This window comes from Pseudomonas cichorii, assembly GCF_018343775.1.
Lineage (GTDB): Bacteria > Pseudomonadota > Gammaproteobacteria > Pseudomonadales > Pseudomonadaceae > Aquipseudomonas > Aquipseudomonas cichorii.
The window spans coordinates 4599908-4624978 of the sequence record NZ_CP074349.1 but is presented as its reverse complement, the minus strand read 5'-3'; the positions used below and the strand labels follow the sequence as shown (position 1 = coordinate 4624978).

The 25071-nt window shown below is 58.3% G+C and carries 27 protein-coding genes; 14 read left to right on the top strand and 13 right to left on the bottom strand.

Going from position 1 to position 25071, the window contains the following annotated elements; translation table 11 throughout:
• The first annotated feature begins 62 nt into the window (after window positions 1-62).
• Window positions 63-1157 carry an iron-sulfur cluster carrier protein ApbC gene (gene apbC, locus KGD89_RS19695; protein ID WP_025261481.1) on the top strand — a complete coding sequence of 365 codons (1095 nt, stop codon included), beginning with the start codon at window positions 63-65 and terminating at the stop codon, window positions 1155-1157.
• A gap of 123 nt (window positions 1158-1280) precedes the next feature.
• On the opposite strand, the gene KGD89_RS19690 is transcribed toward apbC, so the two are convergent.
• Window positions 1281-1490 (bottom strand): cold-shock protein, encoded by a 210-nt coding sequence (locus KGD89_RS19690; protein WP_002554837.1) that lies wholly within the window; start codon window positions 1488-1490, stop codon window positions 1281-1283.
• 316 nt (window positions 1491-1806) lie between these two features.
• Here KGD89_RS19690 and dcd point away from each other — a divergent pair, with 316 nt between their 5' ends.
• Window positions 1807-2373: a dCTP deaminase gene (gene dcd / locus KGD89_RS19685; RefSeq protein ID WP_025261480.1), complete on the top strand. Its 567-nt coding sequence runs from the start codon at window positions 1807-1809 to the stop codon at window positions 2371-2373.
• 113 nt (window positions 2374-2486) lie between these two features.
• On the top strand, window positions 2487-2702 hold the full coding sequence (locus KGD89_RS19680) for a hypothetical protein (protein WP_038400001.1): 216 nt from the start codon (window positions 2487-2489) through the stop codon (window positions 2700-2702).
• 45 nt (window positions 2703-2747) lie between these two features.
• Here the strand turns inward: KGD89_RS19680 and KGD89_RS19675 are convergent, their stop codons facing one another.
• The 9 genes from KGD89_RS19675 to KGD89_RS19635 form a co-directional block, all read right to left on the bottom strand.
• Window positions 2748-3512, bottom strand: coding sequence for an ABC transporter ATP-binding protein (locus tag KGD89_RS19675; protein ID WP_025261479.1), 765 nt, complete (start codon window positions 3510-3512; stop codon window positions 2748-2750).
• A 9-nt stretch (window positions 3513-3521) separates the two neighbouring features.
• The gene (locus KGD89_RS19670) at window positions 3522-4640 is read right to left on the bottom strand and encodes a succinylglutamate desuccinylase/aspartoacylase family protein (RefSeq protein WP_025261478.1); all 1119 of its coding nucleotides are present in this window, start codon (window positions 4638-4640) and stop codon (window positions 3522-3524) included.
• Window positions 4641-4655: 15 nt separating this feature from the next.
• The gene (locus KGD89_RS19665) at window positions 4656-5366 is read right to left on the bottom strand and encodes an ABC transporter permease (protein WP_025261477.1); all 711 of its coding nucleotides are present in this window, start codon (window positions 5364-5366) and stop codon (window positions 4656-4658) included.
• The gene (locus KGD89_RS19660; protein ID WP_025261476.1) at window positions 5363-6091 is read right to left on the bottom strand and encodes an ABC transporter permease; all 729 of its coding nucleotides are present in this window, start codon (window positions 6089-6091) and stop codon (window positions 5363-5365) included. The genes KGD89_RS19665 and KGD89_RS19660 overlap by 4 nt, the downstream gene beginning before the upstream one ends.
• Before the next feature lie 86 nt (window positions 6092-6177).
• Window positions 6178-6960: a transporter substrate-binding domain-containing protein gene (locus KGD89_RS19655; protein ID WP_025261475.1), complete on the bottom strand. Its 783-nt coding sequence runs from the start codon at window positions 6958-6960 to the stop codon at window positions 6178-6180.
• 298 nt (window positions 6961-7258) lie between these two features.
• The gene (locus KGD89_RS19650; RefSeq protein ID WP_025261474.1) at window positions 7259-9736 is read right to left on the bottom strand and encodes a penicillin acylase family protein; all 2478 of its coding nucleotides are present in this window, start codon (window positions 9734-9736) and stop codon (window positions 7259-7261) included.
• Window positions 9737-9894: 158 nt separating this feature from the next.
• On the bottom strand, window positions 9895-10539 hold the full coding sequence (locus KGD89_RS19645; protein ID WP_025261473.1) for a glutathione binding-like protein: 645 nt from the start codon (window positions 10537-10539) through the stop codon (window positions 9895-9897).
• 108 nt (window positions 10540-10647) lie between these two features.
• Entirely contained in the window at window positions 10648-10848 is a 201-nt protein-coding gene (locus tag KGD89_RS19640) for an SEC-C metal-binding domain-containing protein (RefSeq protein ID WP_074568806.1), read from the bottom strand.
• 62 nt (window positions 10849-10910) lie between these two features.
• Window positions 10911-11408 (bottom strand): LEA type 2 family protein, encoded by a 498-nt coding sequence (locus KGD89_RS19635; RefSeq protein ID WP_025261471.1) that lies wholly within the window; start codon window positions 11406-11408, stop codon window positions 10911-10913.
• 101 nt (window positions 11409-11509) lie between these two features.
• On the opposite strand from KGD89_RS19635, the gene KGD89_RS19630 reads away from it, so the two are divergent.
• Window positions 11510-12028 carry a hypothetical protein gene (locus KGD89_RS19630; RefSeq protein ID WP_025261470.1) on the top strand — a complete coding sequence of 173 codons (519 nt, stop codon included), beginning with the start codon at window positions 11510-11512 and terminating at the stop codon, window positions 12026-12028.
• A 74-nt stretch (window positions 12029-12102) separates the two neighbouring features.
• Here KGD89_RS19630 and KGD89_RS19625 read toward each other — a convergent pair whose 3' ends face one another.
• Together KGD89_RS19625 and KGD89_RS19620 are read right to left on the bottom strand one after the other, a co-directional pair.
• On the bottom strand, window positions 12103-12576 hold the full coding sequence (locus KGD89_RS19625; RefSeq protein WP_025261469.1) for a YchJ family protein: 474 nt from the start codon (window positions 12574-12576) through the stop codon (window positions 12103-12105).
• Window positions 12577-12579: 3 nt separating this feature from the next.
• Window positions 12580-13077 (bottom strand): DUF6231 family protein, encoded by a 498-nt coding sequence (locus KGD89_RS19620; protein WP_025261468.1) that lies wholly within the window; start codon window positions 13075-13077, stop codon window positions 12580-12582.
• Between the two features lie 727 nt (window positions 13078-13804).
• On the opposite strand from KGD89_RS19620, the gene KGD89_RS19615 reads away from it, so the two are divergent.
• The 8 genes from KGD89_RS19615 to KGD89_RS19580 all read left to right on the top strand — a co-directional run bounded on the left by KGD89_RS19615 (window position 13805) and on the right by KGD89_RS19580 (window position 21021).
• Window positions 13805-14482, top strand: coding sequence for a hypothetical protein (locus KGD89_RS19615; protein WP_025261467.1), 678 nt, complete (start codon window positions 13805-13807; stop codon window positions 14480-14482).
• A gap of 24 nt (window positions 14483-14506) precedes the next feature.
• Window positions 14507-15394 carry an FAD-binding oxidoreductase gene (locus KGD89_RS19610; protein ID WP_025261466.1) on the top strand — a complete coding sequence of 296 codons (888 nt, stop codon included), beginning with the start codon at window positions 14507-14509 and terminating at the stop codon, window positions 15392-15394.
• Between the two features lie 14 nt (window positions 15395-15408).
• Window positions 15409-16620: an ATP-grasp domain-containing protein gene (locus KGD89_RS19605; RefSeq protein ID WP_025261465.1), complete on the top strand. Its 1212-nt coding sequence runs from the start codon at window positions 15409-15411 to the stop codon at window positions 16618-16620.
• Window positions 16617-17798 carry an ATP-grasp domain-containing protein gene (locus tag KGD89_RS19600; RefSeq protein WP_025261464.1) on the top strand — a complete coding sequence of 394 codons (1182 nt, stop codon included), beginning with the start codon at window positions 16617-16619 and terminating at the stop codon, window positions 17796-17798. Before KGD89_RS19605 ends, KGD89_RS19600 begins: the two co-directional genes overlap by 4 nt.
• Window positions 17798-18895, top strand: a complete 1098-nt coding sequence (locus KGD89_RS19595; protein ID WP_025261463.1) for an arginine deiminase family protein — start codon at window positions 17798-17800, stop codon at window positions 18893-18895. Before KGD89_RS19600 ends, KGD89_RS19595 begins: the two co-directional genes overlap by 1 nt.
• Window positions 18896-18922: 27 nt before the next feature.
• Window positions 18923-19870: a DMT family transporter gene (locus KGD89_RS19590; protein ID WP_025261462.1), complete on the top strand. Its 948-nt coding sequence runs from the start codon at window positions 18923-18925 to the stop codon at window positions 19868-19870.
• A gap of 124 nt (window positions 19871-19994) precedes the next feature.
• The gene (locus tag KGD89_RS19585; protein ID WP_025261461.1) at window positions 19995-20270 is read left to right on the top strand and encodes a DUF1145 domain-containing protein; all 276 of its coding nucleotides are present in this window, start codon (window positions 19995-19997) and stop codon (window positions 20268-20270) included.
• On the top strand, window positions 20263-21021 hold the full coding sequence (locus KGD89_RS19580; protein ID WP_025261460.1) for a hypothetical protein: 759 nt from the start codon (window positions 20263-20265) through the stop codon (window positions 21019-21021). Before KGD89_RS19585 ends, KGD89_RS19580 begins: the two co-directional genes overlap by 8 nt.
• 68 nt (window positions 21022-21089) lie before the next feature.
• On the opposite strand, the gene KGD89_RS19575 is transcribed toward KGD89_RS19580, so the two are convergent.
• Window positions 21090-21554, bottom strand: coding sequence for a CopD family protein (locus KGD89_RS19575; protein WP_025261459.1), 465 nt, complete (start codon window positions 21552-21554; stop codon window positions 21090-21092).
• Window positions 21555-21661: 107 nt separating this feature from the next.
• Here KGD89_RS19575 and dinG point away from each other — a divergent pair, with 107 nt between their 5' ends.
• Entirely contained in the window at window positions 21662-23806 is a 2145-nt protein-coding gene (gene dinG / locus KGD89_RS19570; RefSeq protein ID WP_025261458.1) for an ATP-dependent DNA helicase DinG, read from the top strand.
• Between the two features lie 90 nt (window positions 23807-23896).
• Window positions 23897-25045, top strand: coding sequence for an EstA family serine hydrolase (locus KGD89_RS19565; protein WP_025261457.1), 1149 nt, complete (start codon window positions 23897-23899; stop codon window positions 25043-25045).
• The last annotated feature ends 26 nt before the right edge of the window (window positions 25046-25071 follow it).

The following is a 25071-nucleotide window of genomic DNA, read 5'->3' as shown; positions in this document are numbered from 1 at the left end:
GCCTTCCACATAACGGGTAGGATAGCCGCCTGTTTTAGTCAGTCTCTTTTCGGAGTAAGCCCATGAGCGCAGTCAATCGCGCAGCGGTGGAGACGATTCTTCGCCAATACACCGACCCTTACATGAACCAGGATCCGGTCAGCGCCGGTTGTGTTCGATCCATCGATATCCAGGGCGCACAAGTCAGCGTGCAGCTTGAGCTGGGTTATGCCGCCGAACTGTTCCGCAAGGGGTGGGCTCAGGTGCTGCAGACGGCAATCGAAGGCATCGATGGCGTCACCTCGGCCAAGGTCGATATCAGCACGGTCATCCATCCTCACAAGGCTCAGTCGCAGATTCCGGGGCTGGCCAATGTGAAGAACATCGTTGCCGTGGCTTCAGGCAAGGGCGGGGTCGGAAAATCCACCACCGCTGCCAACCTGGCGCTGGCCCTGTCACGTGAAGGGGCGCGAGTCGGCATTCTGGATGCGGATATCTATGGCCCGAGCCAGGGCGTGATGTTCGGTATTCCCGAAGGCACGCGGCCGCGCATCAAGGACCAGAAGTGGTTCGTGCCCATCGAGGCGCATGGTGTCGAAGTCATGTCCATGGCTTTCCTGACCGATGACAACACACCGATGGTCTGGCGCGGTCCGATGGTGTCCGGTGCCTTGCTGCAACTGGTCACCCAGACGGCCTGGAATGATCTGGACTATCTGGTCATCGACATGCCGCCCGGCACTGGCGACATCCAGCTGACCCTGGCGCAGAAAGTGCCGGTTGCCGGCTCCGTGATTGTCACCACACCTCAGGACCTGGCTTTGCTGGATGCGAAGAAAGGCGTCGAGATGTTCCGCAAGGTCAATATTCCGGTATTGGGCGTCGTGGAAAACATGGCGGTGCATATCTGCTCGAACTGCGGACATGCCGAACATCTGTTCGGTGAGGGCGGCGGTGAAAAGCTGGCCTCGCAATATGACGTCGAACTGCTGGCCTCGTTGCCATTGTCGATGCTGATCCGCGAACAGGCCGATGGCGGCAAGCCGACGGCGATCGCCGAACCGGAAAGCCAGATTGCGATGGTGTATCAGGAACTGGCGCGGCATGTGGGCGCCCGGATCGTGTTGCAGGAAGCTGCAAGCCCGGCGATGCCGACCATTTCGGTCAGTGATGATTGAGGGAGGAGAGCTGCAAGCTTTGAGCGGCAAGCTTCAAGTCAAAAGCTTGTAGCTTGTAGCTTTCTTTTGGCCATTAAAAAACCCCGCTTTTGAGGGCGGGGTTTTTAAGCGAATCAGTACAAGTTAGATAACTTGAACTTCTTCAGCTTGCATGCCTTTCTGACCGCGGGTAGCGATGAAAGAAACCTGTTGGCCTTCTTTCAGGCTTTTGAAGCCGTCGGATTGGATAGCTTTGAAGTGTACGAACAGGTCGTCACCGGATTGTGGAGTGATGAAGCCGAAGCCTTTTTCATCGTTGAACCACTTAACGGTACCGGTTTGGCGATTGGACATATTATATCTCCTTGTACAAAGTTAACTGCGGCTCAGGAAAAGCCCTGGCCGAGACTGAGTGCAAAGAGCTGGAAAATTCGGACATGGTTGGATCGAAATTCAACATCGTGTAGAGATTCTCAGTGACACAAGCAACACAGTGACCACACCTTAACCCTTTTTACGGGACGTGCCAATGGTCTTATGAGGATTATTTCTATTCACGGCCGGTACAGGTACGGGAGCCGTAAACTCTGGATCTGTTGGCTTTGAACCGGACGCCTTGGCCCGGTAAGATGCGGACATCTTTTTTCACCTCGCTATTCAGGACATCGCCATGAGCATCAAATCGGACAAGTGGATTCGCCGCATGGCGCAAGAGCAAGGCATGATCGAGCCCTTCGTCGAGCGCCAGATGCGTGGCGAAGGCGCCGACCGTCTGATTTCCTTTGGCGTCTCCAGCTACGGTTACGACGTACGCTGTGCAGATGAATTCAAGGTTTTTACCAATATCAACTCGGCGACCGTCGATCCGAAAAACTTCGATGAAAAAAGCTTCGTCGATATCAAGAGCGATGTGTGCATCATCCCGCCCAACTCCTTTGCGCTGGCCCGCACCGTCGAATACTTCCGCATCCCGCGTAATGTCCTGACCATCTGCCTGGGCAAGAGCACCTATGCGCGCTGTGGCATCATCGTCAACGTCACGCCGCTGGAGCCGGAATGGGAAGGTCACGTGACCCTGGAATTCTCCAACACCACCACGCTGCCGGCCAAGATCTACGCCAACGAAGGCGTGGCGCAGATGCTGTTCCTGGAGTCCGATGAGGAATGTGAGGTTTCTTACAAGGACCGCGGCGGCAAGTATCAGGGCCAGCGTGGCGTGACCCTGCCACGCACCTGATTTTTGGGGGGCGACATCCGGGCAATTGAATTTCTGCCTGTTTATGCACTCTATTTCCTGACATGACCCCCTCATACATAGCGTGTGGGGGGGAAGATGATCGGGAGTGCCCTATGACGACAGATTTCAAACCCTCTGGCCGGGAAAGGCCTCCTCAGCTCAACGAGATCGGGCTGCTTGCCTGGTCGCTGATGGCTGATTCGCAATTCAATATGGTGGGTGGCGGTATCCCGGGCGATCCGGGCCCGGACACACCGTTTCCTCCTCAGCCACCTGAGCCAGGTGAGCCGACGCTACCAGACGAGCCTCCGCCCGTTCCTGTCGCCTGAATGCCTTCTGGTCGAACAGCGCCAGTGTGCTCTGGCGCTTTCCCCTTACTTCAGGTTCCCGCTCAGGAACTGCTGCAGGCGTTCGCTCTTGGGGTTGTTGAGGACTTCGTCCGGATGACCTGATTCTTCTATCTGCCCCTTGTGCAGGAACACCACTTGCGTGGCGACCTTGCGGGCGAAGCCCATTTCATGGGTGACCAGAATCATGGTCCGGCCTTCCTCGGCAAGACCCTGAATCACCTTGAGCACTTCACCGACCAGTTCCGGGTCGAGTGCAGACGTGGGCTCGTCGAACAGCATGATCTCCGGCTCCATCGCCAAGGCGCGGGCAATGGCCACGCGCTGCTGCTGGCCACCTGACAGAAAAGCCGGGTACTGATCGGCGACACGCTCGGGCAGGCCGACCTTTTCCAGGTACTTGCGGGCGCGTTGTTCGGCTTCGGCTTTTGGCACGCCCAGCACCCGGCGCGGTGCCATGGTGATGTTCTCCAGCACGGTCATGTGGGCCCACAGGTTGAAATGCTGGAACACCATGGCCAGCCGTGTGCGGATGCGTTGCAACTCGTCGGCGTCGGCGACTCGCATGCCGTCCTTGTCGCTGACCATGCGGACCTGTTGGCCATCCAGGCTCATGGCGCCATCGTTGGGCTGCTCCAGAAAGTTGATGCAGCGCAGGAAGGTGCTCTTGCCCGAACCGCTGGCGCCGATCAGGCAGATCACGTCGCCGCTTTGAGCCTTGAGCGAAACACCTTTGAGTACCTCGTTGTCGCCATAGCTTTTATGCAGGCCATCGATGGTCAGTTTGTACATGTCAGGTCCTCAAGGAGAAAGTAGATAGCCGCTGCGATAGGCCTGAGTGCCAGCGACATGAGCGATGACCATGCCTGCCGTTGCCATGCGTCGTAACGAGCGGGCATACAGCAGACCGGCATTCTGTGCGTGAATGGAGGTGACGGCATCGCTGATCGGGTCGATGACTTCGGCGATCAGTTGCCCGGCTTCGATGTATTCGCCGGGCATGGCACAGAACACCAGAAGACCACCCACCGGGGTGAAAACCGGTTCGACCGCTGCCAGTGGCGTGGCGGGGTAGAGCAATTCAGGTTGCTCGGGTGCCTGGCCTTCGATGGCGCCGAAATCGATCAGGTAATTGATGATCGCCTGGCAGTCGCGGCTGCCCAGGGCGTGATTGACATCACCCTGGCCGCGCAGCTCCAGGGTCACCGAGAAGCTGCCCATGTGGATCGGGAAGCGCTCCCCAAAGCGTTGCTGCAATTGCCACCAGACCAGCGTGAAACATTCATCGAACGATTGCCCGCCCGAATCAGTGGCCAACAGGCTTGCCTGTGCGCCCAGATAGCGCGACAGCGGCTCGACTTTCGACCATGCCTCGGGCGTGGTGTAGAGATGCTCTACCGACTCGAAATCGCAATGCAGGTCCAGCACCATGTCGGCCTTGCAGGCCAGTTTTTGCAGCGTCAGTCGCAGGGACTGCAACTGCGTCGTGGCGATCTGGGCATCCAGCGCCAGGCGCAGGTTGTCGCGGATCAGCGTCAGGTTGTGATGCGCGTCACCGGTGAGCTGGTTTTCGATTGCATCGCCGATCTGTTCGCCAAGTTCGGTGAACCAGCGATTGAAATTCTGCCCGCTTTCCAGCTCGTAACGACCCAGCGGGGTATCCATCAGGATCTGTTCCAGGCCGATGGGGTTGGCAACCGGGACGACAATGATTTCCCCACGCAAGCGCCCGGCATTTTCCAGCTCGGTGAGGCGCTGCTTCAGGTACCAGGCCACCAGCATGCCGGGCAATTCGTCGGCATGCAGTGAGGCCTGGATGTAGATCTTGCAGGTGCCGTCTTGCGGGCCGTAATGAAAACTGTGGACTTGCCGCGCAGTGCCAGGCACCGGCGACAGCAAATCGTGGGTCCGATGATCCATGCGTTGTCGTCCTGTCTAGTGAGCCGGGCCGAGGAAGGCCAGCCAGCGACGTTCGGCAAGACGAAACAGTCCGACCAGAATGAAAGTGACGGTCAGGTACATGATTGCCGCGATCCCGAAGGACTGGAAGGTCATGAAGGTTGCCGAGTTGGCATCGCGTGCGACCTTGAGAATGTCCGGCACCGTGGCCGTGAAAGCGACGGTGGTCGAGTGCAGCATCAGGATCACTTCGTTGCTGTAGTAAGGCAGCGAGCGACGCAACGCCGAGGGCATGATCACGTAGGCATAGAGCTTCCAGCCGCTCAGGCCGTAGGCCTTGGCGGCTTCGACTTCACCGTGGGCCATGTTGCGTATGGCACCTGCAAAAATCTCGGTGGTGTAGGCGCAGGTATTGAGGGTGAACGCCAGGATGGTGCAATTCATCGCATCGCGAAAGAAGTCATCCAGCAGTGGTTGCTCACGAACCGCCGCGATGCTGTAGATGCCGGTGTAGCAGATCAGCAACTGTATATAGAGCGGCGTACCGCGAAACAGGTAGGTGTAGAACTGCACCGGCCAGCGTACCCAGCGCTTGTCCGAAACGCGGGCGATGGACAATGGAATGGACAGGCAGAAGCCGATGGCAATGGAGGCGCTGAGCAGCCACATGGTCATGGCCAGGCCGGTAATGTTGACGCCGTCTGTATAAAGGAAGGCTTTCCAGTATTCCTGAAGCAATTCGATCATCGTTTTGCCTCCCGGCTGCCGGCGGCGTAATGCCGTTCGGCCCAACGCAAGGCAAGGTTCGAGGCGCTGGTGATCACCAGATAGATCAAGGCCGCCAGCACCAGGAAGTAGAACAGTTGATAGGTGCTTTTACCGGCGTCCTGGGAAGCCTTCACCAGATCGGCCAGACCGATGATCGACACCAGCGCGGTGGCCTTGAGCAGCACCTGCCAGTTATTGCCGATGCCCGGCAGCGCGTAGCGCATCATCTGCGGGAACACGACATAACGAAAACGCTGGCCGCGCTTGAGGCCGTAGGCGATGGCGGCTTCGACCTGACCACGTGGCACCGACAGAATGGCGCCGCGGAAGGTTTCCGTGAAATAGGCGCCATAGATGAAGCCCAGGGTGATGACCCCTGCGCCGAAAGGATTGATTTCGATGTATTCCCATTCCATGGCGTCGGTGAAACTGGTGAGCCAGGTTTGCAGGCTGTAGAAAATCAGCAGCATCAGCACCAGGTCCGGCACGCCGCGGATCAGGGTGGTGTAGATCTGTGCTGGCACACGCAGCAGTGCCGAGCTGGACAGTTTGGCACTGGCGCCGATCAGCCCGAGCACGATGCTCAGAAACAGCGACAGTACCGATAATTTGATGGTCATCCAGGTGCCCTGAAGCAGCAGCGGGCCGAAGCCTTTCAAGCTGAATGCCGAGAGTCCCAGGTTTTGTATTAATGCATCGAGCATGGATCAAGCCTTGAGCGGGCAATAAACAAAAACGCCCATCGAGTGCGGCGGCGGATCATCGCCGAAATCGATGGGCGTTGGGGGTGTTATTTACCGCTGTACAGATTCAGGTCGCCAAAGTGTTTCTTCTGGATTTCGGCGTAGGTGCCGTCATCGTGTAACGCTTTGATACCTTTATCCAGGAGAGCCTTGAGCTCTTTGTTACCTTTTGCGATACCGATGGCGGTCTTGGATGGCAGCAGAGGGCTGTCTACGGGCTCGCTGACTTCATAACCGGCGCCTGCCGGAGATTTCAGGAAGCCCAGTTCGGCTTGCAGCATGTCCTGGATGGAAGCATCCAGACGACCGGAAGTCAGGTCAGCGTAAACCTGATCCTGGTTGGCGTAGGCCTTGGTGCTGACGCCTGCCTTGTCCAGAACGGCCTTGGCGTAAGCTTCCTGGATGGTGCCTTGCTCGTAGCCGACGGTTTTGCCTTTCAGGCTGGCCGGGTCAGCGGTGAAGCCTGCACCCTTTTTGAACACCAGCGAGGTCGGACCGGAGAACAGCTCGTTGGAGAAGTCGATGACTTTCTCGCGGGCCGGGGTAACGGTCATCGAAGAGATGACACCGTCGAATTTCTTGGCCTTGAGGCCTGGAATCATGCCGTCGAAATCGCTTTCGACCCATTTGCAGGTCACGTTCAGTTCTTTACAGATCGCATTGCCCAGGTCGATATCGAAGCCTTGCAGGCTGCCGTCAGCGGCTTTCGACTCGAAAGGAGCGTAGGAAGGATCGACGCCAAAACGCAGCTCCTTGTATTCCTTGGCCATGGAACTACCAGCGGCCAGGCACAGAGCCAGTGCGGAAAGGGTCAGCCATGCTTTTTTCATTATTCAGTCCTTAACCAGATTGAGCGTAGAGAACACGCCAGGCTTGCTACCGGCGGATGCCAGACGGGCAAGAAGTAGCAATTTCCGAACCAAAGAGACGAACGTGCGTTTTAAATATAAACAGTTGTCGCAATGCTGCATTAGCTTGCCATCATCGGTGTTTCGGCCTGCGCACGCAGAAGCCGCTGGATTGGACGTGCTGTGTATGGTCTGGACGACAGGGATGATTGTTGTTCAAGAGGGCTGTCCAAAATGGGGCGTCACGCGCGCGCCGCTCCATTTTGGTGCCTTGTGAGGGTTACTTGCCGGGCGTCAGGGTCAGGCGCTGTTTGCCATAGCCTTTTTCATAGTTGGACTGTTGCAGCGGAATCGTCTGGTACTGCGCCTTGATCCACGGCTCGATGCTGTTGGCGTAGTGCGGGCTGGCCGGGTTGTCCGACTGGCCGGTGCTGATCAGGCCCATCATGGGCTCTGCCTGACTGAAGTCGACGATCATGCGCAAGGCAGGCGTCGCGTGAGTATCCAAGCCCTTGCCCCACTCATAGCCCGAAACATTGATGGTGCTGTGATCCCCACCTGTTGCGCTGGCGCTGCGATTGAAGTGGTTGCCACCCAAGGCTTTGGCCAGAGGGCTGGTTTGTGCCGTCCAGTTCTCGCGATGCAGCTTGCCCCATTGCCAGGCCTTGTGGTCTGTGCCCAGCAGGCTGTCGCCAGCGGTGATGGCGGCTGCCAGACTGCGAGCCAGAATGGCGGGCTTATCTTCTTTTTGCGGGGTTTTGAGGTCGTCCCAGAAAGGACTGTCTTCACGGCCCAGCAAATGATCGGCCTGTGGCGAGTAGGACGAGCTGGCGTTGGCGCTCAGGGCTTGCCAGACCAGGCTGCTTTCCGGACCCAGCTCATCGAGGAAGGTCAGCTTGGCGCTTTCCTGCAGAAACAGCTCATACAGTGCTGCATCGGCGGAGTTCGGGGTGAGCTTGCCGTCGAAGGCCATCAGGCGGCTGTAGGCTTCCCGAGCCTTGGCCCGCTCGGCTTCGGGCAGAGCGTCGATGGCCTGCTTGAGCGGTTTGGTCATGCCTGGCGCTTCAAACATGTTCTTGAGCTTGGCGGCAAAAGTCGTGGCCTGGTCGTATTGCATGGCGATGGTGCTGCGGGTGTCCTGCTTGCCGCTGTTGGCCAGCTCGGCAATGCGCTCGGCCCGCTCCGGGTAACCCCATGAATTGGACAACTGCATGCCGTAGCCTTTGGGCACTGTGCGCTGATTGGCGGTCGCTATCCAGCCCTGACGCGGGTCCTGATCGTAAGGGTGCAGCATCGAGTCGGCAAAACCGTCCCAGTCGAACGTGCCGTCCCAGCCCGGAGAAGGCAGCAGGCCCTGACCTTCACGACGGTTCGGGTAGCGGCCGGTGACTTGCCAGCCGATATTCGAGGCATCGGCGAACACCATGTTCAGTGTGATTGCACGAATCTCGCGGGTTGTGTCGAAAGCTTTCTCTACGTTGGGCGCACGGGACAGGTCGAAAAAGGCATCGAGGCTCTTGTCGTCCTTGAAGTCCGGGGTTTGCAGGGCCAGGCCCAGGCCGTTGCCCAGCGGGGTGGCGCTGGCGTTGAGCAGTACACCGTGGCGCGTGGCATACACGGTTTCACGCAGCGGACGGCCACCTTTGGCCAGGAAGGTTTCTTCGTAGGCGATAGCGGGCTGCCATTTGCCGTCAGCCATATAGAACAGGCGATTGTTTTCGCGCTTGAGCTTTTCCAGGAACAGGTCCTGATTGTCGCCCTTGACGTTGCTCAGGCTCCAGGCCAGCTTGCCGTTGAAGCCGCTCAATACCAGCGGCAGGCCGGCAATCGAGGCGCCAGACGCCTGATACTTCGGTGCGCGCAACTGCACGAAACTCCAGGCCGAGGTGATCCCGGCAGGCAGTTGCATTTCGCTGGCCAGCAGGCTTTTGCCATTACGGCTGCGCTGCGGCGCGATGGCCCAGTTGCTGGCGGCGGCTGCGCCCAGCATGTTCAGATCGGAAAGCTGCAGTGCGACCCTGGTCAGGTCGTTCAACTCAGGCACCTGATTGTTGAGGCTCAGGCCCTTGAGCTTGTCGGCTTCCGAGAAGGGCAGCGCTTCGTCGGGATAGGTCGGCAGCAGCCAGGCCAGTTTGTCGCTGCCGACTTTCTGTGCCAGCACCAGCGCCGAGAGTTCTTCCTGCAGGTTCACCGACAGATTGAAGCTCAGCAGACTGAAGATCAGCGCCGAGTCTTCGGGCTGCCAGTATTCCGGGCGATAGCCGGAGCTGGCCAGGTCCTCTGGCAACTTGTCGCGATAGCGGAACAGGTAGGCGTTGACGCCCCGTGCATAGACCTCGAAAAAGCGTTTGAGGCGCGGCGATGATGCGTTGTAAAGCTCGCTGGCGCGTTGCTTGAGCCTGGCCGAGCGCATCAGGCGGTCGACTTCCAGAGCATCGGCCCCGGCCATTTCCGCCAGACGCCCTTGCGCCAGCAGGCGCATGCCGACCATTTGCGTGATGCGGTCAGCGGCATGTACATAGCCCAGCGTGAACAGCGCGTCGTGGTATGTGCTGCTTTCTATCAGGGGCATGCCCAGATTGTTGCGGCGTACCGATACGTTCTGTGCCAGCCCCTTGACCGGGAATACTCCGGAGGCGGGCAGCAATGTCTCGTTGTCACCACCGCCCAACTGGCAGCCCGCAAGGCTCAGGAAACTCGCCGCAATGGCGGCTGCACTGAATCGGCTCAGGAAAAATGAAGGGGCTGGCGAGGCCATGGCGAAACTCCCGCGGGGGTGGCGTATGTAAAGGTCGCTACGTTAGAGAGCGGACAGGCGCCACGCAAGACGGGAAGGGGAGTTTATTTCAGGATTTTACAAAGCAAATGAATCCACCCCCAGCCGGCCAGGAGCGAATTCATTCGCGAAGAGCATCATCAAGGCTTCTGTGGATTGATCTGCTCGACCAGCGCATACGCCCTTTGGGTAGCCTCACGCCCGGCAATGGTTTCGAACCAGCGCTTGAGGTGAGGGAAGTCATCCAGGTTCTGCTGCTGAAAGGTATGCGGCACGATCCATGGATAGATCGCCATGTCTGCAATGCTGTACTCGCTGCCAGCCACAAAGTCACGGTCGGCCAGACGCTTGTTCAGTACGCCGTACAGACGGGCGGTTTCATCCACATAGCGTTTGATCGCATAAGGAATCTTTTCCTTGGCGAAGCGGTTGAAGTGGTGATTCTGGCCTGCCATCGGCCCAAGGCCACCCATCTGCCAGAACAGCCATTGCAGGGTTTCCTGACGGCCACGGAAATCCTGAGAGATGAATTTGCCGGTCTTGTCCGCCAGATACAGCAGGATTGCGCCGGACTCGAACAGGCTCAGAGGCTCACCGCCATCGGTTGGTTCGTGATCGACAATGGCCGGAATACGATTGTTGGGCGCGATTTTCAGGAAGCCAGGCTCGAACTGCTCGTCCTTGCCAATGTTCACCGGGAAGATCTTGTAAGGCAGGCCCGTTTCTTCAAGGAACAGGGTGATCTTGTGACCATTGGGAGTGGTCCAGTAATGAAGGTCGATCATTGAAGGCTCCATGTGATTGATCAAGACCGACTGTTTTACTCTCCCTTGAACTCTCCATACAAATGAAAACGGCCTGCAAGGCAGGCCGTTGGCAAAATGCTCAGCGCTTCACGCGCCGTGGCACTTCTTGAATTTCTTGTCGCTGCCGCATGGGCAAGGATCGTTGCGGCCAACGTCCTTCAGGGCATTGCGCGCCGGCTCCTGGTGAGCGTGGCCGCAGTTCGGGCCGTGAACATGGCCGTGCTGGTGATCGTGATGGTCATGATCGTGGTTGCAATCAGGGCCATGGACATGGGCTTGCTGGTTCATCGGGGGTACTCCGTAATCGAATCGGCGCGCATTATCTCGCAAATGCGCGTGCAGCAATACCTTTAGCGATTCTTGAGCAGCAGTTCCCGGAGGTTTACCGTTTCGCTGCGTTCGATTGTGGTGCTGTGGCGCAAGATGATTCCTGTCTTGAGCCTGCCTTCAAGCCGGTAACGAACCTTCTCGTCGGGGTTTTTCATCAGTTCGGCGATGTACTTCACGTGTCGCCAGAGGTTGGTCCTGACCGGCACCACGAATGTCTTCTGGCTGTTGGCGGGGACAAAAAACCAGTCATTGGACCTGTCGTCTGCCAGCAGCACATCGTTGAGCATGACCTTGTAGCGAAAGCCGCGAACCAAGATGCGTGAGTCGTTGGGGTTGTCGACGACAAAGTGCAGGTTGAAATCCTGCTGCGTCAGCCTGGCCTTGACGACCTGGACTCTGAGCAGATGGACATCAGGGTCCTGAAAGGAGGTGAGGCTGCTCCATGTCGAGCAACCGCTCAGCCCCAGTAGCAGCAGCGCAAGGCTTATCGTTCTTGTAATGGTTGCCCGGATGAACATGGTGGTGCTCCGTATGTACGCTGAGTTTAGCAACTGGCTAGCTTGTTGGGGCTGCCGAGGCTGCGCCATACTCCTGTCACAAGCAGTATGAGTGCCAGTGCATGAACTTCTATGAAATTGTCTTTTGCGGCCAGTTGGTTCCCGGTGCCCAGCCTGAAAGGGTACAGGCTAATCTGGGCAAACTGTTTCAGGCCGATGAGCAGCGCCTGGCGTTGCTGTTTTCCGGGCGTCGGCTGGTGTTGAAAAGCAACCTTGATGCCGAGGCCGCCGAGAAATACCGCGCGACACTGGAGCGTGCGGGTGCGTTGGTCGAAGTGCTGGACATGAACCTGCCGGCCGAAGAAGTGGAGCTGGCACCGCCGCCTGCCGAGTCGGGCAACGGGCGTTTGCAGGTCAAGCCTCGGGACCTGTACATGGCGGCTTTCGTGGACGTCGATGCTCCTGATTTGTCGATGGCCGCAGTCGGCAGTGACATGCAGGACCCCAAGCCTGAGCAGTCGGCACCGGCGCTGGACCTTTCCGCCTTGAGCCTGGCCCCGGCCGGCAGCGATATGGGGCAGGCAAAACCGACCGTGAAAGCGCTCAATCCCGATATTTCACACCTGAAGCTCGCGCCCTAAAGGGAGGCGGTGAATTCGCTTCTACACAAGCCTGCGTAGGCGCGACTTCATTCGCGAAGACAACGACTCCAGACTCAGCCAATGTAACTCGCACAACACTTCTTGAACTTCTGTTCACTCCCGCAAGGGCAGGCGTCATTGCGGCCGGCCTTGAGCGGGGCGGTGGGGTCGATGAAATACCAGCGGCCCTGGTTCTGCACAAATGAAGAGCGCTCGCGGTGACTGTGCTCACCGCTGCCGTCATGCCAGCGAGCCGTGAAAGTGACGAAGGCGTGCTCGGGCTTGCCGCCAAACACTTCCGAACTTTCCACCTCAAGTCCCAGCCAGGTGCTTTGCGCACTCCATTGAGCGATGGATTGACGATCCAGTCCGCTTCTTTGTGCGGGGAGCGTGGTGTCGACCAGATAATCGATCAGGCCCAGCACATAAGCGCTATAGCGCGAGCGCATCAGCTTCTCGGCGCAAGGTGCAGGTTGTCCCGCATGAAAGTGACCGCAGCAGGCCAACAACAGATCCCCGCTGCCGCAGGGACAAATAGCGCTAATCATGAATCACCACCAGTATTTGCCGAAGTTTTCCGGGTTGGCCCAGAATTTCGAGTTCAGCCAGTCGGGGACCTGCTTGTATTCGCGCAAGTCGTAGGTGAACAGGGTCAGGACCTGCTCGTCACGCACGAAGCGTTCGCTCGATTGCAGGGCCAGTGAAAAGAAGTCGGTTTCCTGCCAGCCACAGGCTTGCAGGTCGGCCAGTACCGCGATGCGGCTGGCATTCAGGTTGCGGATGCCGCCCAGCAACTCAAGGCCGGTGCGCTTGGGAATGTGCTCCAGGCAATCGACCACCAGGGCCAGGTCGAAACGTTGTGCAGCCAGTTCCGCCGGCAGGTTACCGGGAGCCGCCTGCGCCACCTCGGTCTGAGGGTGTGCTTCTCGGAAGGCGTGCAGCGCAGGAAACTCCTGCGCTCCGACCAGCAGCAGGCGCTCGGGAGCGTAGCGGTCGAGCAGGGCGGCCAGGGCTTGCTGCGGGGTGCGGGTGGAATAGCCGACGGTCATCGAAAGTCCTCTGGTTGACTTGCAAGACTAGCCTGCCGGGCGGACTCTGGAAAGCGATCACGACCCCGGCTTTTGAGCAATACGCCGGTCGGTAACCAAACCCTTTGTTTGTTGCATAGATCAGAAAGTTGCTTGCAGACGTTTATTGGGGGTATTAGGATGCTGGCGAGAATTGGATCCAATGGAATGTTGTGCATGGAAGCAGAAAATCGAAAACATGGCCCCCGAGCACTTCTGTGCGGCATTACCTGCAATAGTCTGCGCTTCTTGTGTACTGACAGTGTGCAAATAACGTTGGGCTGAACACGCGCAGGTTCAGTGCGTCGGACGCTGAATTCGTGAATTCATTTATATGACCGCTGCTTCAGCGATGTCGTCATGTTTTCTGCTGTCCGAAGAGTAAGAAAGTTCAGGATGATTTCCTGGATATTTATCGGGTATGTCTGCAGGATTTCGATAGCAGGGAGTAAAAAGTTAATTCGGTATCAGGTCTTGAATTTGAAATCGACTGCGCTAATACTGCCGCTCCCCTGGACGGGTTTATTAAATGATGGCTTTGTAATAGTAGTCTTGCCTGCTCTTTTGTCGAGAGCGTCACAGGCTATTTTTCCAGCCATTTGTGAAAGGGGTTATTTTTTACGCTGTAGTGGCATGTGATAGGGATCAGCATCTCGCTGAAATAATAAAGTCATTGATATCTGATGACCATAATGGAGAGGTATAACCGATGATTTCCACTGATGTGATATTGAAAAAGCTTGAGTCCACCGTTGATGCCTGCCTGGATGCAGAATTCAAGAAAGACAACATCATGGGCGAGTTCCACCAGGGGGACTGGTTCAATGAGCATTACTACAAGCGTCACATCCTGGAGTGCGTGATCCGCATTCACATGAACAACGAACTGGATGCCCGTGCTGTCCAGGTTGCCGCCGTCGACAATATCTCGGCTGCCAAACAACTCTCCTACTATCTGTACGATGAGTTTGGGCATGATGAAATGTTCGGTCAGGATCTCATCACCTACGGTTATTCCAAATCCGATGTCCAGGCCGAGTTTGCCTTTCCGGAAACCTGGAAGCTGATGGGCTACCTGAACCTGTGCGTCAGCAAGTTCGGCCCGCTGCCAGCGATCACCTGGGACTGGTTCCTGGAGTACTACGGCGATAAATACAGCTCGTTCATCACCCAGAAAGCCAGCGCCAGCATGGGCCAGCCAGCGGTGAGTGGCGCAGCCTCTCACGTCGCGTTCGACGAGGCGGAAGACCACAGCGGCATGATGAACAACATGCTTGCCTCGGTCATCAAGGATGAAAAGGATCTGGACAAGGCCGTTGTCCATATCAAGGCGTTCATCCCGATGGTGGGCGAATACTTCCAGGCTCTGCGTGCTTCAACGCTTTAATACACATCACTGAAGGCCGGTGTAATGGCAACTTATAGTGTCCGCGTTGGAGAGCAGACCTACACCGCCGACAGCAGGCAGCCTCTTATTGATGCAATCCCTTCCGGAACGCTCGTAAAAGGTTGCCTTAAAGGTGTGTGCAGAGTGTGTCGATGCCGATTGGTGTCAGGCCGCGTTCTGGAGGACGGTGTGGAAGTTGCAGTACAAAGCGAATTTCTGCCCTGTATAAGCAGGGCAGAAACGGATATTGATATTGTCCCCGCGATCAGCAGCTTTCATGCCGCCAGGCTCAAAAGTAAAACGTATTTGTCCGAACAGGTCATGGAAGTCGTCCTGGAGGTCAAACGGGTTTTTTATAACGCCAAATCCGTCGTGACGTTGAAGCATCCCGGTACTTCAGCGGTGCGTAATTATTCCGTTGTCATACTCGGCAAGAAAGCGTATGACAGCATCACGTTTCATGTGAAGTTGCGCCCCGGCGGACTGTTCTCAAGTCTGTTTGCAACATTGTCCGTTGGCGACCGACTGGAGTACTCCATCGTCAGTCCTTCGTTGCCTGATTATGAAGATGCCATGAGCCGCTTGAATATTGTCAGCGGTGGCAGCGGCATGGGAGCGGCGTTGAGCCGTGCGCAGGAGTTGGTGCTGAAACACAATATCGGTGAAGTTGAAGTGTATGCCGTCAATCGCACCAGTCTTTCCGTCTACCACTCAGGCTGTATTGAAAGGTTTCGCAGTTCCGTCGAATGCAAGGTCAATGTCGTCAACATTCCTTTTCCTGACTGGACCTGTGCGGATTTCGATATTGGCGAATACTTGGCAGTGGATGCGCTGACAGTGGGTGTCGGGTCGGATCTGGTAATTGGCAAGCTCAAGAACCTTCCCTTATGTGAACTCGAAAGTTTTGGATAGTCGGAGACTGAACAATGTCCATAGTTGTCATCGATCCTGTTTCATCCGGCATCAACTATCTCAATGCAGCGCAGCAACTGGGCGTTGATGTATATGTCTTTTCCGTCGACGGGGGCGAGCAGGAGCTTGGTCCCGAGCAGCACGACAAGATTCGCCAGGTCATCCGGATCGACACGGGCGATTTCGACGCGCAGATGGCGGCAATCAATGAACTGGGCACTGTCAGCGCCATTCTTCCCGGGGTGGAATATGCCGTCGCGATGGCTGCCAGCCTGGGCGCTGCGCAAGGCAAGACGCATCTGAGCGAGAACGCCGTGCAGCAGGTGCGCAACAAGTTCAACTTTCGCAGCTGCCTGACCGAAAAGGGGCTCAGCGATATCGGCTTTTTTCTGCTCAGCAGCGATGATCCGGTGACAGTGCCCGCAGGTTTCAGTTTTCCGGCAGTGGTCAAGCCGGTGGACATGGCCGGGAGCATCGGGGTACGCAAGCTTTATAACCAGCAAGAGCTGGTCGAGGCCGTCAATGCCTTTCGTGAGTCGCTGCCGAATGACACGGGCTTTACCGCCAGCGGACGCCTGATTGTCGAAGAGTACATTCCCGGCAACGAATACAGCATCGAAGGTGTGGTGCGCAGGGACGGAAGTGTCACCATCGCCTCCATCACCGAAAAGCTGCTCGGCTCGGAACCTTATTTTGTCGAGATCGGCCACATTGTCGGCCAGGGCTACGATGAAGCGTTTCGCAGCACCCTGACCGACTATGCGCTGGCGGTGCTGGATGCCATCAGCCTGAACGTCGGCCCTTTCCATCTTGAACTGCGGGTTACCCCTGAAGGCCAGCCAGTCGCGGTCGAACTGGCGGCTCGTCTTCCGGGCGACAGCATCGTCGAACTGATCAAGCGGGCCAGCGGAATCGATCTGGCCCTCGAAACGCTCTGTGAATACCTGAGCATCGATAAACCTGTCGTACCACAGACGAGCGGTGTCAGTGCCATCGCCTTCATTCCCCGCGGCGAGAAAAGCGAATTCACCCGGCTGCACGGCCTCGGTGAGCTTATCGACAGTCCGTATTACCTCTCCCATCAGATCTACTTCAGTACCGGCGACGCGCTGGGCTCGCATCAGGACTGGACCTCTCGGGTTGGCTACGTGATGTTCGGTGGTGCGGATGAGGATGCGGTCAGAAGTCTGGTCGGACGGGTACACAACGAGGTAGCAATCGTATGAAGCATGTTCTGATCATTAACCGCTACGATGACGAGCTTTCCGATTACCGCAAATACATTGATCACGCTCAGGTCGACGTTTCCTATATTTCCCTGGCGGGGCGTGCGGGGCTGATCGATCCGAAGGTCAGTTTCAAAGTGGTTGAACTCGGCGCACTGGATGCCGACGTGATTCTGCAGGAAGCGCAGGCCATTCATCGTCTGCACGCCATCGATTTTGTCATCGCCTTCTCGGAATACGATCTGGATGCCGCTGCACTGGTGCGTACCGAGCTGAATATCAGTGGTGCGAAAATCGCTGACAACCTGCTGTGCCGGAACAAGGCCAGCATGAAAGAAGCGTTGAAGGGCTCGGCGGTTCGCTATCCGCAGTACCGGAATGTGTTGTCGCGCCAAGACGTCGAGGCGTTCTGCCACGAGCACGGTTATCCGGTCATCCTCAAACCCCAGGTTGGCGCAGCTTCTGACGGTGTCGTGAAGATCGATCGTCTGACCGATATCCCTGACCTGCTGGATTTCACCGGCTATGAAGTCGAAGAGTACATAGAAGGCGATATCTATCATGTCGATGCCATTCTGGCTGGCGACAGTACGCCTTACTTCAAGGTGTCGAAATACCTGAATACCTGCCTGGATTTCCGCAACGGCCAGCCGCTGGGCTCGGTGGCCGTGGATGATTCCCGGTTCATCGAAGCGGTGCAGGCTTTTACCCGGGAAGTCTGTGTGCGGCTGAACCTCAAGGATCAGGCCATTCATCTGGAGTTCATCGAGCGTCGCGGCGAGTTGGTGTTTCTGGAGATCGGTGGCCGGGTCGGCGGTGGCGAGATTCCTTTTGTCGCCATACGCAGCGAGGGTATCGATCTGTATGAGTTGTGGACCCGTGCCGCGCTCAAGGATCCGGTTGCGCCTGTCAAAAACCGTATCACCGGTTTTCTGATGATGCCCAATCCGTTTACCGGTGGTTTTGCCTTCGACCCGAAAATGCAGCTGTCACACCCGTTGCTGACCTACAGCAGCATCCAGCGGCAAGGCGAGTCCAGCGGGTTCAGCTACGAAGAAATTCCGGCCCGGCTGCACTTTGAAGGTGAAAGCCAGGCGGAGGTGGAGGAGGCCATCCTCTATTGCATGGACGTTCTTCAGACCTCCATCCGCGCCGGCTCACTGCAGGAAGCGGGTTGATGGGCGTTCTCCTGCAGCTTCCTTCCATCGCACAGCCTGTGGCCATGTCGGTGTTCATGGAAGCGCAGCAGCCTTACTCGCTGCATCAGGCCGATGCCGACGTGCTGGCTCTGGCTGCATCGTTCAATGCGGCGGGTATCTCGACGATTTTTCTGTCTGACGCGCTGTTCAATGACGAGGGCGCGCAGGTCCCGCTGGAAGAAATGCGGCAACTGGCCGGTAATGCGCTGCGTTTTGCCGACGACGTTCCACTGGAGCGCCAGCGCCTTGCCCGACAGCAACTGACACGCAGCAGCCGTCAGGAGCTGGCGCAAATCATCATCAACCAGCCGAAACTCCGGCTGCATTACGACGATGATCTGGGAAGGATCAGTCCGGACGCCACTTACGAAACCTATGAGATTCATCCGTTGTACGGGCTGCTGTTCCCCCGTGACCACTTCATGAATGTCGGCGGCCAGCCGGTTTTCGGTCGCCTGAAACGCCAGGATCGGGCCCGTGAAGTCGAAGTGGTGAAAAAGGTCGTGGCTGCCCATGGCTATTCCCTTGTGGAACTCGATCATGTGCTCGAAGGCGGTGACTATCAGGAAAACGAGCGTGTGTCGGTGATCAACACCGGTTTCCGGACACAGGTCGAGACGCTGCACTTCTTGCTGGAGTCCGGCCTGCTCAAGAGCGATGTCGTGCTGGCGGTCGAGGATGGCTGGCAGAACCCCGAACAGTTCCACCTCGACCACTATGTAGCCCTGTTGCGCGGTGACTTGCTGATCGACGAGAGAAGGGCGGACGCCATCGATCGCTCACGGGTCAGCGTCTATCGCCGCACGTCTTCGGGATGGCAGCTTGAGCAAGAAAACCTGACGTTGCGTCAGGCCGCAGAGGTTGCGGATCTTGAGCCGGTATTGCTGGACGAGCCGATGATGTCGGCCTGGTGCGCCAATGCGTTCTCTCTGGGCGAGCATGTCTGGATCGATCACAACGCGCCCTCGGTTCTGCTGGATCGGTTGTCGGCGCGTGGCTATGAAATCCATCGGGTCTCTTTCGCCGAACACCAGAAGCAATTTGGCGGCATTCATTGCGCCACCCAACTCATATAACTGCTTGTATTACTTCGAGGACCCGTCATGACGGTGGGTAATAAATCTGTTCTGCCCGTTCTGGCACTGATCGTCAGCACCATCGGTGTGGCGTCGGCGATTGCATTCGTCAAACTCAGCGAGGTGGATGCCACTTCGACGCTGATGCTGCGCATGTTCATCGCAGGCGGCATGGCCTATGCGTTTACCGCTTTGCCGCCCGGCAAGAGCCCGGAGGTGGAAAACCTCGCACCGGGCCGCAGTCGCAGAACCATGCTGGCGCTGTTGCTGCTGTCGGGCGTGGTGTCGTGCATTGATCTGCTGTCCAACCACTGGGCCGTGAAACTGACCAGCATGGCCAATACCTCGATCCTGATGAACCTGTCGCCGGTCTTCGTGGCGCTCCTGTCCTTCCTGTTTCTCAAGGAAAGAATCGGCACTTCTCAGGTGCTGGCGCTGGCCCTGAGTATCGCGGGAGCCTGCCTGCTGGTGTTTGATGGCAGCGCCAGCCTGACGTTCTCCAGCCAGGGCGTCACCGGCGACCTGCTGGCCCTCAATTCGGCGTTGTTCTATGCGATCTACCTGATCCTGATCAAATCCCTGCGCGACTGTTTCTCGTCCCGCAAGATCATCATCTGGAACAGCTTCACCTGTGCCTTGCTGCTGTTGCCGGTGGCCCTGCTCACCAGTCAGCAGATTCTGCCGGACACCCTTTATGGCTGGCTGGTGATTGCGCTGCTGGCCCTGATCAGCCAACTGCTGGGGCACGGGTTGATGGCCTATGCACTGCGCCATGTGGATGTCGTGCTGGCGTCCGTCTCGGCGCTGGCTCGTCCGGTGGTCGCGATTCTGATCGGCTTCTTCTTTTTCGATGAGAAGCTGGCAGCGCTGCAATGGGTGGGCGTCGCCGCTGTGCTGCTGGGCGTCTGGTGGTACAAGCGTCCGGCACCGGTGGTTCAGCCTGTCATCGAGGGCAAGGCCGGCAGCCAGGCCTGAAACTGAACGTCCTGGCCCCGATGCAGTTGTGCCCGGTCTTTTTTCAACACACCGCTGGCATATTTGGTGTGCAGGACGTCTACTGTGCGGCAGCTAAAAAGCATCATGAGCATGGGAGCAGACGATGAAGCTGTTTTGGGGGCTGGGCAAGTTGTTGACGCTGGGGTTCTGGCTGGTGGTGATGGCCAATTCGGTCATCGAGGCCCCGAGTCCGTTCGGCACCATGATCAGCATCGCAGGTGCGCTGGTGCTGTTGGCCCACTTGCTGGAGTTGGTCCTGTTCAATGGTCGCCTGCGCGGTCGCAAGCATCCCTGGCGTGATCGAGGGAAAATCCTCATTTTCGGTATCTTTCATGTCCAGGCCATCGGTCGTCGTCCAGCGGAGTCCTCTCATGCGTAACCTTCTTCTGCTGACAGCCCTGTTCAGCCCGCTGGCCCTGGCGCAGACCATCAGTGTCGAGTCGCACTCCTTGATGCGCCTGCCGGGTAACAACAATGTCTTGCAGGTCGAGCGCCTGGAAGTGGCGGATTACGGCACCTTGCTGATTCCCTCGAATATTACCGAGGTCAAGGTGGGCGAGCTGGTGCTTGGGCATGAAGCGCGTATCGCCATCGTGCCAGGCTCGCAGACGTTCAGCCTTGTGGTGAACCATGGCGAGCTGGGTACCGGCAGCGAGATCATGGCCCGTGGTGCGCCGGGCACCTTTGAAAAAACGGCCTTGCCGGGGCGCAATCTGATCCTGCGCCTGCAAAGCCTGAACGCCGAGCAACTGACCGTCGATGCTCGTGGCGGCGCTGGTGCGCGAGGCTATGCCGGACTCGATGGTGGCAATGGTCAGGCGCCGGGTTGTGTCTGGGGACAGGCAAGCCGTGGTTATGACGGTGACAATGGCGGCAGTGGCCGTGACGGCGCAGCCGGTGCGCAGGTTCGCCTTGAGTTGCCACAAAGCTTTGCTGCCGAGCGGATCAAGGTCAATGTCGAAGGCGGAGCCCCAGGTCCGGGCGGCGAGGGTGGCAAGCCGGGCAAGGGCGGAGAATCCAAGGGCTGCATCGTTTATCGAGCCGATGGCGGCAAGCCGGGCAAACCCGGTCAAACGGGGCAGCCAGGTGCCGCAGGACCTGCCGGAACACTGAATCTGCAGCGTCTGTGACGTAACCTCGTCAGGCCCTGTGCAAGTTTGTGTCGGGCCTGGCTGATATTACGGACAGATTTTTCTCTTCAGAAAGTCGGCCGTGCCGCTGCAATCGCAACCACGGTCAGGCCCACAATCAGGTTGATGCCCACCAGACGCCTGATCCTGCCCAGTGCCGCAGCACCCTCGGCCCATTGCCCTGCCTCTACGGCGCGCTGCAACTCCGGTAGCTGTAACGACTGGATACGCAGAAACAGGGCGACCATCACCACATACAATCCCATCATGACCTGCACGTAGCGTGGGGCTGTCTCGAAACTGGTGAAGTTCAGCTGGATCATGCCGACGCCGGTGATGGGCAATACCACGATGGCGGCCCAGACCCAGACGAAAAACCGAGGAAACACCTGGAGCCACAATTTCAGGCGCAACGGACCTTCCAGTGCCGAACCGACGGCCGGTCGCAGGACCATCCAGGCGAAAAACATCCCGCCAACCCAGACCAGAGCGGCCAGAACATGCAGTGTGTAGACAGGGGCGAAAGCGGTCATCAGGTACTCCGTTCTGCGCGGATGGATTTAGCGCGGTATGATAGCGCCCACTCAGAACCACTGAAAATTTATCCAGCCTTTTTTGTCGTGCCGCCGAACCCGAGACAATGATCAGTACCGAATTGAAATCCCAGATACAGGGCGCCTACTCGCGTTTTCTCGAAGCCAAGAGCCTCAAGCCTCGCTATGGCCAGCGTTTGATGATCGCCGAGGTCGCCAAGGTGCTGGGCGATATCGATACCGATGAAGAAGGACGACGTTCGGGTGACCCGGCTGTGGTTGCGGTGGAAGCGGGCACCGGTACCGGGAAAACCGTGGCCTACGCCATCGCCTCCATACCGGCTGCCAAGGCGGCGGGCAAGCGGCTGGTCATCGCCACGGCCACTGTCGCCCTGCAGGAGCAGATCGTCTACAAGGATCTGCCCGATCTCATGCGCAACAGCGGCCTGAGCTTCAGTTTCGCCCTGGCCAAGGGGCGCGGTCGCTACATGTGCCTGTCCAAGCTCGACATGCTGTTGCAGGAAGGCGATACCGCCAATGCCACTGCGCAACTGTTCGAGGAAGAGGGCTTCAAGATCGAGGTCGACGAAGCCAGCCAGAAACTCTTTACCAGCATGCTCCAGAAGCTGGCCGGCAATAAGTGGGATGGCGATCGCGACAGCTGGCCTCAGGAACTGGCCGATCAGGACTGGGCGCGCCTGACCACCGATCACAGCCAGTGTACCAACCGTCATTGCCCGAACTTCCAGCAGTGTGCGTTCTACAAGGCCCGCGAAGGCATGGGCAAGGTGGATGTGATTGTCACCAACCACGACATGGTGCTGGCAGACCTGGCACTGGGCGGCGGCGCGGTGCTGCCCGATCCCCGCGATACCATGTATGTGTTCGACGAGGCTCACCACCTGCCGGATAAGGCCATCGGCCACTTTGCCCACTATACCCGGCTGCGCTCCACGGCCGACTGGCTGGAGCAGACGGCCAAGAACCTGGCCAAGCTCCTGGCCCAGCACCCGCTGCCCGGCGATCTGGGCAAGCTGATCGAACAGGTGCCGGAACTGGCACGGGAGATCAAGGGGCATCAGCAGTTCATGTTCGGTGCCTGCGAGCAACTGGCCGACTTCCGCGCCGGTGAAGACATGCAGGGCCGTGAGCGTCCACGCCATCGTTTCGTGGGCGGCGTCATTCCCGAGCACATTCGCGAGATGGGCATCGAGTTGAAGAAGGGGTTTGCGCGCCTGGACGATCTGTTCACCCGGCTCACCGAACTGCTCAAGGACGGCATGGATGGCGAGGTCAATATCGGCATCGCCAGCCATCAGGCCGAAGAATGGTATCCACTGTTCGGCAGTCTGCTGGCCCGCGCCCATGGCAACTGGGAATTGTGGACTGCCTTTACCGCCGAAGACCCGGAAGACAGCCCGCCGATGGCGCGCTGGTTGACCCTGGCGGACAGCGGCGCGTTGTTCGATATCGAGGTCAATGCAAGCCCGATCCTGGCCGCCGAAATGTTGCGGCGCAATCTCTGGAACATCGCCTATGGCGCCCTGGTCACTTCCGCGACCCTGACGGCGCTGGGCAAGTTCGATCGTTATCGCATGCGTGCCGGGTTACCAAAAGGCGCGGTAACGGCGATTGTTCCCAGCCCGTTCCACCATGCCGATGCCGGCCTGCTGCGGGTGCCTGACCTCAAGGCCGACCCTCGCGATGCAGCCGCGCACACGGCAGCCATCATTCGTGAATTGCCGGATCTGGTGGAAGGCTCTCGCGGTACGCTGGTGCTGTTTTCATCCCGCAAACAGATGCAGGACGTCTTCGACGGCCTGGACCGCGACTGGCGCAAGCAGGTCTTCATTCAGGGCAACCTGTCCAAGCAGGAAACCCTCAACAAGCACAAGGCGCGGGTTGATGGCGGCGATTCCAGCGTGCTGTTCGGGCTGGCCAGTTTTGCCGAAGGTGTGGACTTGCCCGGTGCGTATTGCGAGCACGTAGTCATCGCCAAGATTCCATTCGCGGTGCCGGATGATCCTGTGGAAGCTGCGCTGGCGGAGTGGATCGAAGCCCGTGGCGGCAATCCGTTCATGGAAATCGCTGTGCCCGATGCTTCGCTGCGCCTGATTCAGGCCTGTGGCCGGTTGCTGCGCACCGAAGAGGATCGCGGCACCATTACCTTGCTGGACCGGCGTGTGGTGACGCAACGCTATGGCAAGGCGATCCTCAATGCGCTGCCACCCTTCCATCGCGAAATTTCCTGAAGCATCTGCAGGGTGGCGGCAGTTCCCAAAGCCGCCAATCGCTGAAACAATGCACGCCTTTTCAGGCAACAGTCTTGCGGGAGCCAGCGGGTGCAGATTCAGGGCTATTTCGAGCTTAAATTTGAAGCAGTGCGTGAAGCGTTCGCTGCGCTTTTCGACGACCCTCAGGAGCGTGGTGCGGCGTTGTGCATTCAGGTCGGTGGCGAAACCGTCATAGACCTCTGGGCCGGTACCGCCGACAAGGACGGCGCGCAGGCCTGGCACAGCGATACCATTGCCAACCTGTTTTCCTGCACCAAGACCTTTGCGGCGGTAGCTGCCCTGCAACTGGTGGATGAGGGCAAGCTGAAACTGGACGAGCCCGTTGCCCGGCTCTGGCCCGAGTTTGCAGCAGCAGGCAAGGGCTCGATCACCTTGCGCCAGTTGCTGTGCCACCAAGCCGGTTTACCTGCCTTGCGCGAACAACTGCCCGCCACCGCCCTTTATGAATGGGACACCATGACAACGGCCCTGGCGGCCGAGCAACCCTGGTGGACGCCAGGTCAGGGTCATGGCTATGCGGCGATCACTTATGGCTGGCTGATCGGCGAGATGTTGCGCCGTGCCGACGGGCGTGGCCCGGGTGAATCCATTGTGGCGCGGGTCGCAAAACCTCTGGGGCTCGACTTCCATGTCGGGCTGGCCGATGAGGAGTTCGAGCGCGTGGCCCATATCGCCCGCAGCAAGGGCAATATGGGGGACGAAGCTGCCCAGCGCCTGCTGCAGGCGCTGATGCGCGAGCCCGAGGCCATCGCCACCAAGGCCTTCACCAATCCGCCTTCGATCATGACCAGCACCAACAAGCCTGAATGGCGGCGCATGCAGCAGCCGGCGGCCAATGGTCATGGCAATGCGCGCAGCCTTGCCGGGTTCTACAACGGCCTGCTCGATGGCAGCCTGCTTGAGGCCGAACTGCTCAATGAAATGACCCGCGAGCACAGCGTCGGTCAGGACAAGACCCTGATGACCTCCACACGTTTTGGCCTGGGGTGCATGCTCGACCAGCCAGGTGTGCCCAACGCCACTTACGGCCTGGGGCCAAAGGCGTTCGGGCATCCGGGAGCAGGCGGTTCGGTGGGCTTTGCCGACCCTGATTACGAGGTCGCTTTCGGCTTTGTCACCCACACGCTGGGGCCTTACGTGCTGATGGATCCGCGTGCCCAGAAGCTGGTCAGGACTCTGCGTGAGTGTTTGCAGTAACTATCGCTCATAAGTGCTTGTTTCAT

Coding starts and splice junctions, on each gene's coding strand:
- KGD89_RS19635 (WP_025261471.1), bottom strand. CDS start 11,408: ATGTTCATCCGGGCAACCATTACAAGAACGATAAGCCTTGCGCTGCTG.
- KGD89_RS19590 (WP_025261462.1), top strand. CDS start 18,923: ATGACGGTGGGTAATAAATCTGTTCTGCCCGTTCTGGCACTGATCGTC.
- KGD89_RS19610 (WP_025261466.1), top strand. CDS start 14,507: ATGGCAACTTATAGTGTCCGCGTTGGAGAGCAGACCTACACCGCCGAC.
- KGD89_RS19620 (WP_025261468.1), bottom strand. CDS start 13,077: ATGACCGTCGGCTATTCCACCCGCACCCCGCAGCAAGCCCTGGCCGCC.
- KGD89_RS19605 (WP_025261465.1), top strand. CDS start 15,409: ATGTCCATAGTTGTCATCGATCCTGTTTCATCCGGCATCAACTATCTC.
- KGD89_RS19630 (WP_025261470.1), top strand. CDS start 11,510: ATGAACTTCTATGAAATTGTCTTTTGCGGCCAGTTGGTTCCCGGTGCC.
- KGD89_RS19670 (WP_025261478.1), bottom strand. CDS start 4,640: ATGGATCATCGGACCCACGATTTGCTGTCGCCGGTGCCTGGCACTGCG.
- KGD89_RS19585 (WP_025261461.1), top strand. CDS start 19,995: ATGAAGCTGTTTTGGGGGCTGGGCAAGTTGTTGACGCTGGGGTTCTGG.
- KGD89_RS19580 (WP_025261460.1), top strand. CDS start 20,263: ATGCGTAACCTTCTTCTGCTGACAGCCCTGTTCAGCCCGCTGGCCCTG.
- KGD89_RS19600 (WP_025261464.1), top strand. CDS start 16,617: ATGAAGCATGTTCTGATCATTAACCGCTACGATGACGAGCTTTCCGAT.
- KGD89_RS19645 (WP_025261473.1), bottom strand. CDS start 10,539: ATGATCGACCTTCATTACTGGACCACTCCCAATGGTCACAAGATCACC.
- KGD89_RS19640 (WP_074568806.1), bottom strand. CDS start 10,848: ATGAACCAGCAAGCCCATGTCCATGGCCCTGATTGCAACCACGATCAT.
- KGD89_RS19575 (WP_025261459.1), bottom strand. CDS start 21,554: ATGACCGCTTTCGCCCCTGTCTACACACTGCATGTTCTGGCCGCTCTG.
- KGD89_RS19680 (WP_038400001.1), top strand. CDS start 2,487: ATGACGACAGATTTCAAACCCTCTGGCCGGGAAAGGCCTCCTCAGCTC.
- KGD89_RS19650 (WP_025261474.1), bottom strand. CDS start 9,736: ATGGCCTCGCCAGCCCCTTCATTTTTCCTGAGCCGATTCAGTGCAGCC.
- KGD89_RS19625 (WP_025261469.1), bottom strand. CDS start 12,576: ATGATTAGCGCTATTTGTCCCTGCGGCAGCGGGGATCTGTTGTTGGCC.
- KGD89_RS19655 (WP_025261475.1), bottom strand. CDS start 6,960: ATGAAAAAAGCATGGCTGACCCTTTCCGCACTGGCTCTGTGCCTGGCC.
- KGD89_RS19665 (WP_025261477.1), bottom strand. CDS start 5,366: ATGATCGAATTGCTTCAGGAATACTGGAAAGCCTTCCTTTATACAGAC.
- KGD89_RS19660 (WP_025261476.1), bottom strand. CDS start 6,091: ATGCTCGATGCATTAATACAAAACCTGGGACTCTCGGCATTCAGCTTG.
- KGD89_RS19675 (WP_025261479.1), bottom strand. CDS start 3,512: ATGTACAAACTGACCATCGATGGCCTGCATAAAAGCTATGGCGACAAC.
- KGD89_RS19595 (WP_025261463.1), top strand. CDS start 17,798: ATGGGCGTTCTCCTGCAGCTTCCTTCCATCGCACAGCCTGTGGCCATG.
- dcd (WP_025261480.1), top strand. CDS start 1,807: ATGAGCATCAAATCGGACAAGTGGATTCGCCGCATGGCGCAAGAGCAA.
- apbC (WP_025261481.1), top strand. CDS start 63: ATGAGCGCAGTCAATCGCGCAGCGGTGGAGACGATTCTTCGCCAATAC.
- KGD89_RS19615 (WP_025261467.1), top strand. CDS start 13,805: ATGATTTCCACTGATGTGATATTGAAAAAGCTTGAGTCCACCGTTGAT.
- KGD89_RS19690 (WP_002554837.1), bottom strand. CDS start 1,490: ATGTCCAATCGCCAAACCGGTACCGTTAAGTGGTTCAACGATGAAAAA.
- dinG (WP_025261458.1), top strand. CDS start 21,662: ATGATCAGTACCGAATTGAAATCCCAGATACAGGGCGCCTACTCGCGT.